This window comes from Brucella anthropi (genome assembly GCF_046630315.1).
Lineage (GTDB): Bacteria > Pseudomonadota > Alphaproteobacteria > Rhizobiales > Rhizobiaceae > Brucella > Brucella anthropi_A.
Genome location: NZ_LQBD01000039.1, coordinates 108498 through 126013, shown reverse-complemented (window position 1 = coordinate 126013; position 17516 = coordinate 108498). Strand labels below are relative to the sequence as shown.

The following is a 17516-nucleotide window of genomic DNA, read 5'->3' as shown; positions in this document are numbered from 1 at the left end:
AAATTCATCTCCTCGAATGTTCCCGCGCATTTTTCTCTTGGCTGCCTCTCTAATATGTATATACATTATCGGAAAACAGGGGAAGCGAGAAAACGCTCATGCTCAACAATTCAAGCACCGTTTTCACCCATGCGCGCATTGCGACGCTGGAAGAAAATGCCGCAAATCTAGGGTTGATCGAAGAGGCGGCGCTGGCCGTCGAGGATGGCAGGATCGTCTATATCGGCCCTGAAAACGGGCTTCCGGGCGAATATCTTTCCTTCGAGAGGATAGATTGCGGCAACCGGCTCATCACGCCGGGATTGATCGATTGCCACACCCACCTTGTCCATGCGGGCAATCGCGCGCATGAGTTCGAGCTGCGGCTCAACGGCGCGTCCTATGAGGAAGTCGCCCATGCCGGCGGCGGCATTGTTTCCTCGGTGAAAAACCTGCGCGCGGCGAGCGAGGACGATCTGGTGCGCGAAACCCTGCCGCGTCTCGATGCGCTGATTGCCGAAGGCGTCACCACCGTCGAGGTCAAATCCGGCTACGGTCTTGACCGCGAGAGCGAAATCAAGTCGCTCAAAGCCGCCCGCCGTCTTGGCCAGGAACGCGACGTCGCGATCCGCACCAGCTTCCTCGGCGCACATGCCCTGCCCCCCGAAATGAATGGCGACAAAGCCGCCTATATCGACCGCGTCATCAACGACATGCTTCCGGCTATCGCCGCTGAGGGGCTGGCCGATGCGGTGGACGGGTTTTGCGAAGGCATCGCCTTCCTGCCGGATGAAATCGCCCGCGTCTTCGATGCGGCCAGGGCGCATGACATTCCGGTCAAGCTTCATGCCGACCAGTTATCCAACCTGCATGGCGCAGCCCTTGCCGCCTCCTATGGGGCGCTTTCCGCCGATCATCTGGAATATACCGATGCGGATGGTGCCGCCGCCATGGCGAGCGCCGGAACAGTGGCCGTGCTGCTGCCCGGTGCCTATTATTTCATCCGCGAAACACAAAAGCCGCCGGTCGAAGCCTTCCGCGCCGCAGGCACGAAGATGGCGCTTGCGACCGACAACAATCCCGGCACATCGCCGCTGACCTCGCTGCTGCTGACCATGAATATGGGTGCAACGCTCTTCCGCATGACGGTCGATGAATGCATCGCCGGCGTCACCCGCGAGGCCGCACGCGCGCTCGGCATTCTCGACCAGACCGGCACGCTTGCAGTCGGCAAGGATGCCGATCTCGCCATATGGAATGTCGAGCGCCCGGCTGAACTCGTCTACCGCATCGGCTTCAACCCGCTGTGGAAGCGGGTGTTCAAGGGCCGCATCTAATTGTTGTTTCGAACCGCGCATCCCGAAAACCGCTTCACACTTTTCGGGATGCGCTCTTATGGAGCCTGTCATGACCATCATCCTCAAGCCCGGTTCTGTCCCGCTTGAAACGCTGGAAACCATCTACCGCGATGGCCTCCCCGTCCGCATCGACCCCGCCTTTCATGCCGGCGTCGAAAAGGCGGCCGCGCGCATTGCGGAAATCGCGGCGGGCGACGAGCCGGTTTACGGCATCAATACGGGCTTTGGAAAACTCGCCTCGATCCGCATTGCGCCGGGCGATGTCGCCACGCTCCAGCGCAATCTGATCCTGTCGCATTGCTGCGGCGTCGGTGAGCCACTGCCGGAAAACATCGTGCGCCTCATCATGGCGCTGAAGCTGATTTCGCTCGGGCGCGGCGCGTCCGGCGTGCGGCTTGAAATCGTGACGCTCATCGAAGACATGCTGGCAAAAGGCGTAATCCCGATGATCCCGGAAAAGGGCTCTGTCGGCGCGTCCGGCGATCTTGCGCCGCTCGCCCACATGACTGCCGCCATGATCGGCGAAGGCGAAGCCTTTTATCAGGGCGAGCGTCTGTCGGGCGCAAAGGCACTGGCAAAGGCCGGCCTGAAGCCGGTCGTGCTTGCCGCCAAGGAAGGGCTGGCGCTGATCAACGGCACGCAGACATCGACGGCGCTTGCGCTGGCCGGTCTTTTCCGCGCGCACCGCGCCGCGCAGACGGCGCTCATCACCGGCGCATTGTCCACCGATGCCGCCATGGGATCGGATGCACCGTTCCATGAGGAAATCCACACACTCCGCGGCCATAAGGGCCAGATCGATGCTGGCCGGGCATTGCGCGCCCTCCTCGAAGGGTCCGTCATCCGCCAGAGCCATCTTGAGGGCGACCAGCGCGTGCAGGACCCCTATTGCATCCGCTGCCAGCCGCAGGTTGACGGTGCTTGCCTCGACATTCTGCGCCAGGCCGCCCGCACATTGGAAATCGAAGCCAATGCGGTCACCGACAATCCGCTCGTTCTCTCGGACGGACGCGCCGTTTCGGGCGGCAATTTCCATGCCGAACCTGTGGCCTTCGCCGCCGACCAGATCGCGCTGGCCGTCTGCGAAATCGGCGCCATCGCCCAGCGCCGCATCGCGCTTCTGGTTGACCCTGCGCTCTCCTTCGGCCTGCCCGCCTTTCTTGCCCGCAAGCCGGGGCTCAATTCCGGCCTGATGATCGCGGAAGTCACCTCCGCCGCGTTGATGAGCGAAAACAAGCAGATGGCGCATCCAGCTTCGGTCGATTCCACACCGACCTCCGCCAATCAGGAAGACCATGTGTCCATGGCCTGCCATGGCGCGCGCCGCCTTCTCCAGATGACGGCCAATCTCAACGCCATCATCGGCATCGAGGCGCTGACCGGCGCGCTCGGCGTGGAACTGCGCGAACCGCTCGCCACCAGCGCCGAACTTGCCAGGGTGATTGCCGCGCTGCGCAATCATGTGCCGACACTGGAAGAAGACCGCTACATGGCCGACGACCTCAAGGCCGCAGCCGAACTGGTCGCCGATGGCACGCTTTCAGGCGTCGTTTCGGCGGGCATCCTGCCCGGTCTGGAGGCGTGACATGGCGCCTTTCGAAATCCGTCAGGGCACGTCGCCCGTCATTCTCGGCCTGCCGCATACGGGCACGGACGTGCCGGACGACATCTGGTCGCGGCTCAACGACAACGGCAAAATCCTTGCCGACACCGACTGGCATATTCACACGCTCTATGACGGCCTGATCGAAGGCGCGACTTTTGTGCGCGCCACCTTCCACCGCTATTGCATCGATGCCAATCGCGATCCGGCAGGTGTGAGCCTCTATCCCGGCCAGAACACCACGACGCTGATCCCGGAGACAGACTTCGACGGCCTGTCGATCTGGAAGGATGGGGAAGCGCCGACCGAAGCCGATATTGCCGACCGCATCGCTCGCTTCCACAAGCCCTATCACGATGCGCTCGCCGCCGAGATCGAGCGCGTGAGGGCAATCCATGGCGTCGCCATTCTTTATGACTGCCATTCGATCCGCTCGCATATTCCGTTCCTGTTCGAAGGCAAATTGCCCGATTTCAACATCGGCACGGATATGGGCAGGACCTGCGATCCAAGGATCGAAGCCGCCGCCGTGGACGTCACGGCAAAGGCCGAAGGCTACACCTCGATCCTCAATGGCCGTTTCAAGGGCGGCTGGACGACACGCCATTACGGCAAGCCGGAAACCGGCGTTCACGCCATCCAGATGGAGCTTGCCCAATCGACCCATCTTGCGACCGAAGCCGTGCCCTTTGCCTATGACGAAGCGAGGGCGAGCAAGCTTCGCGTTCATCTCAAGACCCTGTTGCAGCGGCTGGAAGCGATTGCCGCCGACCTGAAATCCTGAGGAGGAAACCATGTCCAACCCACGCCATAACGAGCGCGAAGTCCGGGCGCCGCGCGGAGACGAACTGAACGCCAAAAGCTGGCTGACCGAGGCGCCGCTGCGCATGCTGATGAACAATCTCGATCCCGATGTGGCCGAGCGTCCGCATGAGCTGGTGGTCTATGGCGGCATCGGCCGCGCTGCCCGCACATGGGACGATTTCGACCGCATCGTCGCCACCCTCAAGACGCTGAATGACGACGAAACCCTGCTGGTGCAGTCGGGCAAGCCGGTCGGTGTCTTCCGCACCCACAAGGATGCGCCCCGCGTCCTGATTGCCAATTCCAACCTCGTGCCGCATTGGGCCAACTGGGATCACTTCAACGAACTGGATAAGAAGGGTCTTGCCATGTATGGCCAGATGACCGCCGGTTCGTGGATTTATATCGGCGCGCAGGGCATCGTTCAGGGCACCTATGAAACCTTTGTCGAGGCCGGTCGCCAGCATTATGGCGGCAATCTCAAGGGCAAGTGGATCTTGACCGGCGGTCTTGGCGGCATGGGTGGCGCACAGCCACTCGCAGCCGTCATGGCCGGCGCCTGCTGCCTTGCGGTAGAGTGCGACGAAACCCGCGCCGACTTCCGCCTGCGCACCCGCTATGTCGATGAGAAGACCCGCAGCCTTGATGACGCGCTGGCCAAGATCGACGCCTGGACCAAGGCAGGCGAGGCAAAATCCATCGCGCTCATCGGCAATGCGGCGGAAATCTTCCCGGAACTCGTCCGGCGCGGCGTGAAGCCGGATATCGTCACCGACCAGACCTCGGCGCATGATCCGGTGCATGGCTATCTGCCGATTGGCTGGAGCGTCGCCGAATGGCGCGCCAAGCAGGAGAGCGACCCGAAAGCCGTCGAAAAGGCCGCCCGCGCTTCGATGAAGCTCCATGTGCAGGCCATGGTCGATTTCTGGAACATGGGCATTCCGACCCTCGATTACGGTAACAATATCCGCCAGATGGCGCTGGAAGAAGGCCTTGAAAACGCCTTTGCCTTCCCCGGCTTTGTGCCTGCCTATATCCGTCCGCTGTTTTGCCGCGGCGTCGGCCCGTTCCGCTGGGCCGCCCTTTCCGGAGACCCGGAGGATATCTACAAAACCGATGCCAAGGTGAAGGAACTGCTGCCCGACAACAAGCACCTGCACAACTGGCTCGACATGGCGCGCGACCGCATCGCCTTTCAGGGCCTGCCTGCGCGCATCTGCTGGGTGGGCCTGGGCGACCGCCATCGCCTCGGCCTTGCCTTCAACGAAATGGTGCGCAATGGCGAGCTGAAAGCGCCAATCGTCATCGGCCGCGACCATCTCGACAGCGGCTCGGTCGCCTCGCCGAACCGCGAAACCGAAGCCATGAAGGACGGCTCGGACGCCGTATCCGACTGGCCGCTCTTGAACGCGCTTCTCAACACCGCTTCCGGGGCAACATGGGTTTCGCTGCATCACGGCGGCGGGGTCGGCATGGGCTTCTCGCAGCATGCGGGCATGGTGATCTGCTGCGACGGCACCGAGGATGCGGATCGCAGGCTTGAGCGCGTCTTGTGGAACGACCCGGCAACCGGCGTCATGCGCCATGCCGATGCGGGCTATGAAGAGGCGCTCGACTGGGCCAGGCAGCAGGGCCTGCGCCTTCCGGCCATCCTTGGAAATTGAGGTCGAATGGTTCTCACGATCCTCAAGGCTGAAAATCATCGCCGCATGCCGTGGAAAAACGGCGGCGGCATCACGGTTGAAATCGCCATTCACCCGCAAGCCGCGTCAGTCGAGGATTTCGACTGGCGCCTGTCCATGGCGACGGTCGCAGGCGATGGCCCGTTTTCCGTCTTTCCCGGCATAGACCGCACCTTGTCGGTGCTGGAGGGCGAGGGCATCGTACTCGATATCGAGGGGCAGGCAACCCCACTCACCCGCGAAAGCGCGCCGCTTGCCTTTGCCGCCGATGCCCGTGTCAGCGCACGGCTGATCGACAAAGCCATCACCGACCTCAATGTCATGACGAGACGCGGCCGTTTTACCCATATGGTCCAGCGCCTGCCCGTCAACGGCACCACGCTGACGCTGATATCCGGCAATCCCGTGCATCTTTTCTGTGCCGAAGGTCAGATCGATCTGATATCCGCTGGAAAAACGGCGCAAGTTGAGACACATGACTGTGCGGTCATGACCGGCTGCGACACCCGGCCTCTCGAACTCAAGGGAAAGGGAACCATTTACCTGATCGCGATTAATCCAGCCTGATCAGTAATTTATGACTGTCCTGAAGCGATGGGAGGGTTCAAATATCTACCATGAACGCTCTGGACAGACGATACGGTCCTGTTAATTTGGCAGGAGTTAAGAGACAGGCAAGTCTCACTATAAAAGGGGTACTGCACATGAAGAAATCATTATTTGTCGGGGCGGCACTAGCAGCTTTCACGTTCATGCCTGCCGCGCATGCGGAAACTGCCGTTTCCATCGGCCTGTCCGGCTGGACCGGCTTCGGCCCGCTGACGCTGGCCAAGGAAGCCGGAATTTTCAAGAAGAACGGCCTCGACGTCACGTTGAACAAGATACCGCAGGCAAGCCGCCATCTGGCGCTGGCTTCCGGTGACATTCAATGCGCGGCAACGACTGTCGAAACATGGATCGTGTGGAATGCGGCGGGCGTGAAATCCAGGCAGATTTTCCAGATGGACAAGTCCTATGGCGCTGACGGCATCGCCGTGCGCTCGGACGTCAATAGCTTCGCCGACCTGAAGGGCAAGACGGTTGCCGCATCCGCGCCCGGCACCTCGCCCTATTTCCTTCTCGCCTTCATGCTTGCCAAGAATGGCATGACCATGAAGGACGTGAAGGTCGTCAACATGGAGCCGGGACCGGCGGCGCAGGCTTTCGTGGCCGGCCAGAACGATGCCGCCATGACCTACGAGCCATATTTGTCCACCGTGCGCGCCGCACCCGACAAGGGCAAGATTCTCGCCACCACGCTGGATTATCCGGCGATCATGGACACGGTGGGCTGCACGCCCGATTTCCTTGAAAAGAACCCGCAAGCCGCCAAGGCGCTTGCCGACAGCTATTTCGAGGCGCTGGAAATGATCGCCAGCGACAAGGCCAAGGCCTATGAGATCATGGGCAAGGACGTGAAGCAATCGGGTGAGGATTTCGGCAAGTCGGCCGACTATCTGCGCTGGCAGGACAAGGCGGCGAACCAGAAGTTCTTCGAGAAGGAATTCAAGGAATTCTCGACCGAAGCCGCCGATCTTCTGCTGCAGGCGGGCGTTATCAAGTCGAAGCCCAATCTCGACGATATTGTGGATACGAGCTTCATCAAGTAATTGCAGCAGCAATGTCCGGGCGGCAACGCCCGGATATCTCCCCCGCTCTGTCCCGCCTCCCGGATGAGAGCCTGCGACCAAACGGATAGCGCCCCATGCAGCCCATGCAGCCAATCGGCAACCAGACCCGGATTTTACTGGGCATCTTGTTCTTCATTCTCTTCTTCGTGTTCTGGGGCATCGCCACTCTGGGCGGTTTCGTTTCCCCCACCTTCCTTGCCGATCCGATCACCATGGTGAAGGACGGCTGGGACCTCATCGCCCATCAGGGCTTTATGACCGATATCGGCATGACGGTGTGGCGCGTGCTGGGCGGTTTCGTGCTGGCAAGCGTCGTTGCCATCCCGCTCGGGATCGCCATGGGCGCCTACAAGCCCATCGAGGCGCTGCTGGAGCCCTTCGTTTCCTTCGCCCGCTATCTGCCCGCCTCCGCCTTCGTGCCGCTCCTCATCCTGTGGTCCGGCATCGGCGAGACGCAGAAGCTGCTCGTCATCTTCATCGGCGCGGTGTTCCAGATCATCCTGATGATCGCCGTCACCGTGGCCAATACGCGCCGCGATCTCGTTGAAGCCGCCTACACGCTCGGCGCATCGAACAGCGGCATCATCCGCCGCGTGCTCATGCCTGCCAGCGCACCCGACATTGCCGAAACGCTGCGCCTCGTGCTCGGCTGGGCATGGACCTATGTGATCGTGGCCGAACTCATCGGCGCATCGTCCGGCATCGGTTATATGATTATCAACAGTCAGGCGCTGATGGCCACGGGCCAGATCATTTTCGGCATCATCGTGATCGGCGTCATCGGCCTCATTTCCGATCTCGCCTTCAAATATTTCAACCGCTGGCTCTTTGCCTGGAGGTTCGCATAATGGTTACGAAAGCCGAACAGGAACTTCTGATACAGGGCGTGAGCCGCACATTTCCCGGTGTCCATGGCGGCAAGCCGACGCTTGCCTTGCAGCCGACCGATCTCACCATCCCGAAGAACGATTTCGTCACGATCCTCGGCCCTTCCGGCTGCGGGAAATCGACGTTGTTGCGCATCATCGCCGGTCTTGACAGGCCGACCACCGGAACCGTGACGCTGGAGGGAAAACCCGTGACAGGACCGGGCGCCGACCGCGGCATGGTGTTCCAGTCCTACACGCTGTTTCCATGGCTCACCATCCGCCAGAATGTCGGCTTCGGCCTGCGTGAAAAGGGCATGCCGGAAAGAGAAGCGCGCGAAATCGTCGACAGCTATATCGACAAGGTCGGCCTGCGCGGGTTTGAAAACCACTGGCCCAAACAGCTTTCGGGCGGCATGCAGCAGCGCACGGCGATAGCCCGCGCGCTGGCCAACGATCCGAAAATCCTGCTTCTGGACGAGCCATTCGGCGCGCTCGACAACCAGACGCGCGGGCTGATGCAGGAGCTTCTGCTCGGCATCTGGGAGCGCGAGCAGAAGACCGTGATCTTCGTCACCCACGACATAGAGGAAGCCATTTTCATGGCGACCCGCGTGGTGACAATGACCGCCCGCCCCGGCAAGATCAAATCGATCACGCCGGTCGATATCGCGCATCCGCGCTCCTATCAGGTCAAGGCAAGCCCGGAATTTTCCGAGCTGCGTCTCAAGCTGACGGAAGAAATCCGCAGCGAGGCCATTGCAGCCGCCCGGCAGGCGGCCTGAAAATAACGGTTTCTTGAGGAGATCGGGTGGACTATGAAAGACTGCGACTTGTTCGCAGTCTTTTTGTTTCAGGACACATCCCATCATGGCCGCTTCAGCAGCAGAACTTGAAAACCGCATCGTCTATGTCAACGGCGAATATGTGACCGCACGCGATGCCCGCATCTCCATTTTCGACCGGGGCTTTCTCTTCGGCGACGGCATTTACGAAGTCACCGCCGTTCTGGAAGGCAAGCTGGTCGACAGCGGACCGCATATGACGCGCCTGCGCCGCTCGACCGGCGAGATCGGCATTCCGATGCCGATGAGCGAAGAGGAGATCGTGGCCATCGAGCGCGAACTGATCCGCCGCAACAAGCTGACCGAAGGTCTGGTTTACTTGCAGGTGACGCGCGGCGACGGGCGCGACCGCGATTTCGTGCCCGCCAGGGGCATGAAGCCCTCGGTAATCCTGTTCACGCAGGAAGCCAGCCTGCTCGACAAGCCTGTGCTGAAGACCGGCGCGCGCGTGCTTTCGCTGGACGATCTGCGCTGGAAGCGCCGCGACATCAAGACGGTCTGCCTGCTGCCGCAGGCGCTCGCCAAGGAAATCGCCCGCAATGCCGGTTGCGATGAAGCATGGATGATCGAGGACGGCTATGTGACCGAAGGCGCGTCTTCCACCGCCTATATCGTGACGAAGGATGATGTCGTCGTCACCCGGCCCAACAGCAATTCGATTTTGCCCGGCTGCACGCGGCTTTCACTTCTGCAACTGATTGCCGAAACCGGCATGAAGCTGGAAGAACGCCTTTTCACCATTGATGAGGCCTATGCGGCGAAAGAAGCCTTACTCACCAGTGCGGGAACCTTCGTCACGCCGATCACTGTCATCGATGACAAGACCATCGGCGATGGAAAGCCCGGTCCGATCGCCCGGCGCCTGCGTGAAATCTACCTCGACCACGCACGCCGCACGGCGATCTGACCAACCTTCGTTCCTGAGGCGAAGGAGATTTTGGTTATGGCGTGCCGAAAAGAGTGCTCTTTCGAGAACCGGAGCGCAGCGTACTAAAGGTACGTGAGCACCGGAAGCGAGAAAAGCGCTCTTTGCAGGCCGCCAGAGCCGAAATATCTTCGCCTCAGCGTTTCTGGTTATAGACGTCGATACAAACCGCCCCCAGCAGCACGATGCCTTTGATGACCTGCTGATAGTCGATGCCGATGCCGAGGATCGACATGCCGTTGTTCATCACGCCCATGATGAGCGCGCCGATCACCGCGCCCGTCACGCGGCCAACGCCGCCATAGGCCGATGCGCCGCCGATGAAGCAGGCCGCGATCACGTCAAGCTCGAAGCCGATACCGGCTTTCGGCGTTGCGGTGTTGAGGCGCGCCGCAAAGACCAGACCGGCGAGCGCGGCCAGCACACCCATATTGACGAAAGCCAGAAATGTCAGCCGCTCGGTCTTCACGCCCGAAAGCTTGGCGGCGTGGCGGTTGCCGCCCACCGCATAGATCTGCCGTCCAAGGACGGTGCGATTGGTGAGAAACGCATAGGCCGCAATCAGAACCGCCATGATGATGAGCACGTTCGGCAAGCCGCGATGCATGGAGATCAACAGCGACAGATAGGCAATCGCCGCGAAAAACAGAATATTCTTGATGACGAAGAAGCCGAACGGTTCCGTCTCCACGTGATGGGCGATGTGGCGCGCGCGGGATTTGGTGTTCTGCCACACCAGAAACGCCGCCAGAAGCACGCCGATGATGAGCGATGTGAGATAGACCCCGTCAAAGGTTCCGATGATTTCCGGAATGAAGCCCGACGAGAGTTTCTGGAACACGACCGGAAACGGCCCGACCGACTGCCCGCCAAGCACGGCAAGCATGAGACCCTTGAAGACCAGCATGCCCGCCAGCGTGACGATGAAGGATGGAATATTGAAATAGGCGACCCAGAACCCCTGGATCGCGCCGATGAGGCCGCCCGCCAGCAGGCAGAGAATGGCCGCGATGGGAAAAGGGATGCCGAGCTTCACCATCATGACGGCGGCAAGCGCGCCGATGAAGCCGCAGACCGAGCCGACCGAAAGATCGATATGACCCGTGACGATGATGAGCAGCATGCCAAGCGCCATGATGACGATATAGCTGTTCTGCAGAACGAGATTGGTGAGGTTCAGCGGCTTCATCAGAACGCCGCCGGTCACGATCTGGAAAAAGATCATGATCGCGACCAGCGAGAGCAGCATGCCGGATTCGCGCAGATTGTTCTTGAGATAGCGCCCCACGCTGCGAGCCGGATCTTTCGTTTCGCCGCTTGCGATAATATTCTCGCTCATTGCCGTTTTCCCTTGTTCCGCATGATGGCGCGCATGATGTTTTCCTGCGTTGCTTCCTCGCCCGCCACTTCGCCGACGAAGGCGCCTTCATGCATGACGACGATGCGGTCGCAGATGCCGATGAGCTCCGGCATTTCCGAAGAAATGACCACCACGCCCTTGCCGCTCTCCGCCAGTGAATTGATGATTGTGTAGATGTCGTATTTCGCGCCGACATCGATGCCGCGCGTGGGTTCGTCGAGGATCAGCACGTCCGGGCCGGTGAAGAGCCACTTGGACAGCACCACCTTCTGCTGGTTGCCGCCGGAAAGCGTGCCGGTTTCCTGATAGACATTGTGGCAGCGAATGCTCATCTGCTCGCGATAGGAATTCGCGACCTTCATTTCCCGGATATCGTCGATGATGCCTTTCGGGCTCACGCCGCGTAAGTGCGCCAGCGAGATATTGCGCGAAATGTTCTGGCCGAGAACCAGGCCGAGCTTCTTGCGGTCCTCGGTCACATAGGCAAGCCCGGCCTTGATCGCCCGCGCCACGGTGGAAATATCGACGGCCTTGCCGTTGATGCGCGCCGCGCCGGTGATATTCGTGCCCCATGAGCGCCCGAACAGGCTCATGGCGAATTCCGTGCGCCCCGCGCCCATCAGCCCGGCAATGCCGACGATCTCGCCCGCCCTGACCTTGAACGACACATCCTTGACCGAATGCCGCTCCGGGTGCAGCGGATGGTAGACCGACCAGTTATCGACCTCGAAGATGACATCGCCGATCCTGGGATCGCGCTTCGGATAGCGGCTCTCCAGATCGCGGTCGACCATCTTGCGGATGATGTCGTCTTCCTCGACCTCGCCTGCATGGCAGTCGAGCGTCGCCACCGTCTTGCCGTCGCGCAGCACGGTGATCTTGTCGGCCACCTCGCGGATTTCATTGAGCTTGTGCGAAATGAGGATCGAGGTGATGCCCTGCGCGCGAAACTCTTTCAGGAGCGCCAGAAGCGCTGCGCTATCGTTTTCGTTGAGGCTCGCGGTCGGCTCGTCGAGGATCAGAAGCCGCACGCGTTTCGACAATGCCTTGGCGATTTCGACCAGCTGCTGCTTGCCGATGCCGATATCGGTGACGAGCGTATCGGGTTGCTCCGACAGGCCGACTTTCTGCAAAAGCTCGCGGGTGCGCATGTGCACCGTGCTGCGGTCGATGACGCCGTAACTGGATGGCGGATTGACGAGAAAAATATTCTCGGCAATCGACATCAGCGGAATGAGCGCCAGCTCCTGATGAATGATGACGATGCCGAGTGCCTCGGAATCGTTGATGTCGCGAAACTGCCTTTCCTCGCCGTCGAAGACGATCGCGCCCTCATAGCTTCCATGCGGGTAGACGCCGGAAAGCACCTTCATCAGCGTGGATTTGCCCGCGCCGTTCTCGCCGACAAAGGCGTGAATCTCACCCGGCATGACCGTGAAATTGACATCGCTCAGCGCCTTGACGACGCCGAAGGACTTGTTGATCCCGCGCATTTCCAGAAGCGGCTTGCCGGCGATTTCCGGCTGCGCCCCGTGCTCATCCAGCGAGACAGGATTGGCTAGATTCATTGCTCACTCCCATTGCGGTTTCCGCAAAGCGCCCGCCGGCCGTAGGCGGGACAATGCCCCCTATACGCGCCGCTTCATGGCGCGCGGGCACCGGTTTTGCGGAAATGTTCCGGGCATATCCTCCGATACGCCCGGAACCATAAATTGGAACCACAGGTTACTGAATCTGGTCTTCCTTGTAGTAACCGCTATCGACCAGAATCTGCTTCCAGTTCGACTTGTCGACGATCACCGGCTTGAGCAGGTAGGACGGCACGACCTTGACGCCATTGTCATAGGTCTTGGTGTCGTTGACTTCCGGCTCCTTGCCGCTCATCAGCGCATCGACCATATCGACCGTGACTTTCGCGAGTTCACGCGTGTCCTTGAAGATGGTCGAGTTCTGCTCACCGGCGAGGATCGACTTCACCGAAGGCACTTCCGCATCCTGACCGGAGACGATCGGCATCGGCATATCGCCGCTGCCATAGCCTACACCCTTGAGCGACGACAGGATACCGATTGAAATGCCGTCATAGGGCGAGAGCACGGCATCGAGCTTCTTGTCGGAATAATAGGCCGACAGGATCGAATCCATGCGCGCCTGGGCGGTTGCACCGTCCCAGCGCAGCGTCGCCACCTTGTCCATGCCGGTCTGGCCGCTGCCGACGACGAGCTTGCCGCTGTCGATATAGGGCTGAAGCACCGACATCGCACCATTGTAGAAGAAATAGGCGTTGTTATCGTCCGGCGAACCGCCGAAAAGCTCGATATTGAACGGGCCGGGCTTGTTCTTCAGGTCCAGCGCCTTTTCAATCGACTGCGCCTGCAGCACGCCGACCTGGAAATTGTCGAAGGTCGCATAATAATCGACATTCGGCGTATCGCGGATCAGGCGGTCATAGGCGATGACCTTGATGCCCGCATCATGCGCCTTGGCCAGAACGTCGGAAAGCGTCGTGCCGTCGATGGATGCCACGACAAGAACCTTGGCCCCCTTTGTCACCATGTTTTCGATCTGCGCCAGCTGGTTCGGCACATCGTCCTCGGCATATTGCAGGTCGGTCTGGTAGCCGCGTTCCTTCAGCACCTTGACCATATTGTCGCCATCGGCGATCCAGCGCGCCGAAGACTTTGTCGGCATGGCAACCGCGACGAGGCCCTTGTCCTCCGCATGCGCCAGCCCGCTAAAGGCAAGCGCCGCCATCGCGACCGCCAGTGTTAGAGATTTCATGCCTGCCATTGTTTCACTCCCAAATTGAAACAGGCTTCGCGCCTGCCGTTCTCCCAAATTTCCGCTGCCCGCCCAAAAGTTTCTTCGCCAGCAGATTGCGGAATTCTCCACGCGCATTTCCCGTCATGAAATGCGCGGCATCGGATCGCGAGCCTCCTCAGCCCGCGATCCTGTCCCATGCGGCAACCGCCCGTTCAGCGCGTTCGCGCACGTCGGCTGCGCTGAACCCGGCCCTGTAAAGGCTGGAGCCCAGGCCGAAACAGGTCACGCCTGCCGCGGCATAAGTCGCAAAGTCGCTCTCCGATACGCCGCCCACGGCACCGACCGGAATATGCTTCGGCAACACGGCGCATATGGCCTTGATGCCGTCGGCACCCAGCACGCTCGCCGGAAAGAATTTCAGCGCCGAAGCGCCTGCGCGGATTGCGGAAAAGGCTTCCGTCGGGGTGAAGACACCCGGCATCGTCACCATGCCATGACTGCCCGCGCGGCGGATGACGTCCGGCTCGACATTGGGGCTGACCAGAAGCCTGCCGCCCGCATCGTTGAGCCGGTCCACATCCGCGACGGAGAGCACCGTTCCCGCGCCGATCAGCACATTCTCCGGTGCAAGCTTCGCCGCCTTTTCGATGGAGGCGAAGGGGTCCGGCGAATTGAGCGGGATTTCGATCGCTTCAAAGCCCGTCTCGATCAGGCCGCCGACAATCGCTTCGGCCTCCTCCGGGCGAATGCCGCGCAGGATTGCCACCAGCGGATAGCGCAGCTTTGGCCATGCAATGCGGTCATTCATGATGCGGCTCCTCCAAAGGCGTGCCGTGCAGCCATGGAAAGACCGTCACGCACCAGTTCATCCGCCGCAACGCGCACGACCCGCAGCCCGGCTATCGCAAGCGCGCTGGCATAGAGCGCGCCCATCGTGTCATCCGAAAGGAGCAACACTTCTCCGGGTCCGCCGTAAAGCGTGCGCCCGCCCGCAACCTCCAGCCCGATCAGCAGGCCGGACAAACGGGCAAGCTGGTCGGTCGGCTGGCGATCATGCACCAGCCAGCCTGCGCGAATGGAAAAAAGCGCGTTGGAAATCAGCGCCGGGCTTTCGAGCGACGCCCGGACACCGGCGGCAAAGGCGGCGCCCTGCGGATCGACAGGGCCTGCGCCCTCCAGCGCACCGGCCAGCACCGACCTGTCCTTCAGGAGAGCGAACATCTCACCCGTCATGAAGGTCCGGTAATCGGCAAGCCCGCCATCGGCAATCCGCACCCATTTGGCATGGGTGCCGGGCATGACCACCACCGCATCCCGTGTGCCGCGATGCACAAGGCCGAGCAGTTTAGTCTCCTCGCCGCGCATCACATCGGGCGACGCCGCGTCCTGCCGGGCGACACCCGGCAGCATGATGACATGACGGCGCGCAGGCACACGCACCGCAGCCTTCACGATGCCATCCAGCCCGGCGGGCAGGCTCATATAGGGCGCTTCGATCCAGCCGGTGCGCGACCCGGCCATGCCGCAGATCACGACCGGCAGATCATCCGGCGCGTCAACGGCGGCAAGGTGCCGTTCGAGCGTCGGCTCGAAACCGGCCTCCTTCGCCTGCAACAGGCCGTCATCGCCCCGGCTTTCGCCCAGCACAGTGCCATCGGCATCCAGCATCCAGAGGCGGAACCGGGTGGTGCCCCAGTCCGCAACGGCGGCAAATGGCTTTTTATCGAGAGCCATCCGCGCCGGCCTCAATGATTGTCTCGCGGCAGGCCGCGCGTATGTGCGATGTCCTGATACTTGACCGCATTTTCCAGCACCGCGCCGGTTTCCATCTGGCCGACAACGGCGCGCTGGATTTCCTGCCACGGCGTCTGGCTTTCGGGATATTTGTAGCCGCCGGCGGCTTCCAGCGCCTTGCGGCGTTCGGCCAGTTCCTCATCGGAAATCAGGATATCCGCCGTCCCGCGACCAAGATCGATGCGCACGCGGTCGCCGGTTTTCAGAATGGCCAGACCGCCGCCCGCCGCCGCTTCCGGCGAGGCGTTGAGGATCGAAGGTGAACCCGACGTACCCGACTGGCGGCCATCGCCGATGCAGGGCAGCGAAGTGATGCCCTTCTTCAAGAGATAATCCGGCGCGCGCATGTTGACGACTTCCGCCGCGCCCGGATAGCCGACGGGACCGGCACCGCGCATGAACAGCACCGTATGCTCGTCGATTTCCAGCGCCGGATCGTCGATGCGGTGATGGTAATCCTCCGGTCCGTCGAACACGACCGCCTTGCCCTCGAAGGCATTGGGATCCTTGTCGTCGGAAAGGTAACGATTGCGGAACTCGTCCGAAATGACGCTGAGCTTCATGATGGCCGACGAGAACAGATTGCCGCGCAGCACGCGGAACCCGGCATGTTTCTTGAGCGGCTGATCATAGGGCTTGATGACATTGCCGTCTTCGATGGTCGCGCTCCTGCAATTCTCGCCAATGGTCTTGCCATTGACCGTGATCGCGTCCTCATGGATGAGACCCTGCCCCATCAGCTGGTTGACGACCGCAGGCACGCCGCCCGCATGGTAATAATCTTCGCCCAGATATTCGCCGGCAGGCTGGAGATTGACCAGAAGCGGGATTTCCTCGCCATATTTCTGCCAGTCGTCCACCGTCAGCTCCACGCCGACATGACGCGCCAGCGCATTCAGATGGATCGGCGCATTGGTCGAGCCGCCAATGGCGGAATTGACGCGGATTGCATTGATGAAGGCATCCTTGGTCAGAATGTCCGACGGCTTCAAATCTTCATGCACCATGTCAACGATGCGGCGTCCGGTAAGATATGCCACTTCCTGGCGGTCACGGTACGGCGCGGGAATAGCGGCGGAACCGGGAAGCTGCATGCCGAGCGCTTCGGCAAGCGAGTTCATGGTCGTGGCCGTGCCCATCGTGTTGCAATAACCGGTCGATGGAGCCGAGGAAGCCACCAGCTTCACAAAGCCCTGATAGTCGATCTCGCCCTTGGCAAGCAATTCGCGCGCCTTCCAGACGATGGTGCCCGAACCCGTGCGCTCGCCCCGGAACCAGCCATTGAGCATCGGCCCGACCGACAGCGCGATGGCCGGAATATTGACGGTTGCCGCCGCCATCAGGCAGGCGGGCGTGGTCTTGTCGCAGCCGATCGTCAGCACCACGCCGTCGAGCGGATAGCCGTAAAGCACTTCCACGAGGCCAAGATAGGCCAGATTGCGGTCAAGCCCCGCCGTCGGGCGCTTGCCGGTTTCCTGAATGGGGTGCACCGGAAATTCGATAACGATGCCGCCTGCCTCGCGAACACCTTCGCGCACGCGCTTGGCCAGCTCCAGATGATGCCGGTTGCAGGGCGAAAGGTCGGAACCCGTCTGCGCGATACCGATGATCGGACGGCCCGATTGCAGCTCTTCCTGGCTCAGGCCGTAATTCATGTAGCGCTCCAGATAGAGCGCCGTCATATCGACATTATCGGGATTGTCGAACCAGGCGCGCGAGCGGAGCTTGGGTGTTTTCGGAGAGACGGGCTTGTTCATTTCACTGTCCTGCGTGGGTAAGAGACCGGAAAGCGGTCCCGATTCCTTCGACGCCGATCCTTGAAATCAGATCGACATTCCAAATGTTTGGTCCATCGCGCATCCCGAAA

General features: G+C 61.1%; 15 protein-coding genes. 9 read left to right on the top strand and 6 right to left on the bottom strand.

From position 1 onward, the window contains the following. Positions 1 to 98 precede the first annotated feature (98 nt). The 9 genes from hutI (at position 99) to AVM02_RS19080 (ending at position 9714) form a co-directional block, all read left to right on the top strand. The gene (gene hutI / locus AVM02_RS19120) at positions 99 to 1316 is read left to right on the top strand and encodes an imidazolonepropionase (RefSeq protein ID WP_411508485.1); all 1218 of its coding nucleotides are present in this window, start codon (positions 99 to 101) and stop codon (positions 1314 to 1316) included. Positions 1317 to 1386: 70 nt separating this feature from the next. Then, positions 1387 to 2922 (top strand): histidine ammonia-lyase, encoded by a 1536-nt coding sequence (hutH, locus tag AVM02_RS19115; RefSeq protein ID WP_411508484.1) that lies wholly within the window; start codon positions 1387 to 1389, stop codon positions 2920 to 2922. 1 nt (position 2923) lies between these two features. Further along, the gene (hutG, locus tag AVM02_RS19110; protein WP_411508483.1) at positions 2924 to 3724 is read left to right on the top strand and encodes an N-formylglutamate deformylase; all 801 of its coding nucleotides are present in this window, start codon (positions 2924 to 2926) and stop codon (positions 3722 to 3724) included. Positions 3725 to 3734: 10 nt separating this feature from the next. Further along, on the top strand, positions 3735 to 5408 hold the full coding sequence (hutU, locus tag AVM02_RS19105) for a urocanate hydratase (protein WP_411508482.1): 1674 nt from the start codon (positions 3735 to 3737) through the stop codon (positions 5406 to 5408). Between the two features lie 6 nt (positions 5409 to 5414). Further along, positions 5415 to 5993 carry a HutD family protein gene (locus tag AVM02_RS19100; protein ID WP_411508481.1) on the top strand — a complete coding sequence of 193 codons (579 nt, stop codon included), beginning with the start codon at positions 5415 to 5417 and terminating at the stop codon, positions 5991 to 5993. Positions 5994 to 6130: 137 nt separating this feature from the next. Beyond that, positions 6131 to 7075: an ABC transporter substrate-binding protein gene (locus AVM02_RS19095; RefSeq protein WP_411508480.1), complete on the top strand. Its 945-nt coding sequence runs from the start codon at positions 6131 to 6133 to the stop codon at positions 7073 to 7075. Between the two features lie 95 nt (positions 7076 to 7170). Beyond that, positions 7171 to 7944 carry an ABC transporter permease gene (locus tag AVM02_RS19090; protein WP_411508479.1) on the top strand — a complete coding sequence of 258 codons (774 nt, stop codon included), beginning with the start codon at positions 7171 to 7173 and terminating at the stop codon, positions 7942 to 7944. Continuing rightward, entirely contained in the window at positions 7944 to 8747 is an 804-nt protein-coding gene (locus AVM02_RS19085) for an ABC transporter ATP-binding protein (protein WP_411508478.1), read from the top strand. The genes AVM02_RS19090 and AVM02_RS19085 overlap by 1 nt, the downstream gene beginning before the upstream one ends. A gap of 85 nt (positions 8748 to 8832) precedes the next feature. Next, the gene (locus AVM02_RS19080) at positions 8833 to 9714 is read left to right on the top strand and encodes a D-amino-acid transaminase (protein WP_411508477.1); all 882 of its coding nucleotides are present in this window, start codon (positions 8833 to 8835) and stop codon (positions 9712 to 9714) included. Positions 9715 to 9868: 154 nt separating this feature from the next. Here AVM02_RS19080 and mmsB read toward each other — a convergent pair whose 3' ends face one another. From mmsB to AVM02_RS19050, 6 genes are all read right to left on the bottom strand, one after another. Next, a complete protein-coding gene (mmsB, locus tag AVM02_RS19075; RefSeq protein WP_411508476.1) occupies positions 9869 to 11071 on the bottom strand; it encodes a multiple monosaccharide ABC transporter permease in 1203 nt (400 codons plus the stop codon). After that, on the bottom strand, positions 11068 to 12660 hold the full coding sequence (mmsA, locus tag AVM02_RS19070) for a multiple monosaccharide ABC transporter ATP-binding protein (protein ID WP_411508475.1): 1593 nt from the start codon (positions 12658 to 12660) through the stop codon (positions 11068 to 11070). Before mmsA ends, mmsB begins: the two co-directional genes overlap by 4 nt. Positions 12661 to 12817: 157 nt before the next feature. Then, positions 12818 to 13882 carry a multiple monosaccharide ABC transporter substrate-binding protein gene (gene chvE, locus AVM02_RS19065; protein WP_411508474.1) on the bottom strand — a complete coding sequence of 355 codons (1065 nt, stop codon included), beginning with the start codon at positions 13880 to 13882 and terminating at the stop codon, positions 12818 to 12820. Positions 13883 to 14030: 148 nt separating this feature from the next. Further along, positions 14031 to 14663 (bottom strand): 2-dehydro-3-deoxy-6-phosphogalactonate aldolase, encoded by a 633-nt coding sequence (locus AVM02_RS19060; protein WP_411508473.1) that lies wholly within the window; start codon positions 14661 to 14663, stop codon positions 14031 to 14033. Continuing rightward, a complete protein-coding gene (locus tag AVM02_RS19055; protein WP_411508472.1) occupies positions 14660 to 15589 on the bottom strand; it encodes a 2-dehydro-3-deoxygalactonokinase in 930 nt (309 codons plus the stop codon). Before AVM02_RS19055 ends, AVM02_RS19060 begins: the two co-directional genes overlap by 4 nt. An 11-nt stretch (positions 15590 to 15600) precedes the next feature. Then, complete coding sequence (locus AVM02_RS19050) at positions 15601 to 17406, bottom strand: IlvD/Edd family dehydratase (RefSeq protein WP_411508471.1); 1806 nt, start codon at positions 17404 to 17406, stop codon at positions 15601 to 15603. Between the last annotated feature and the right edge of the window lie 110 nt (positions 17407 to 17516).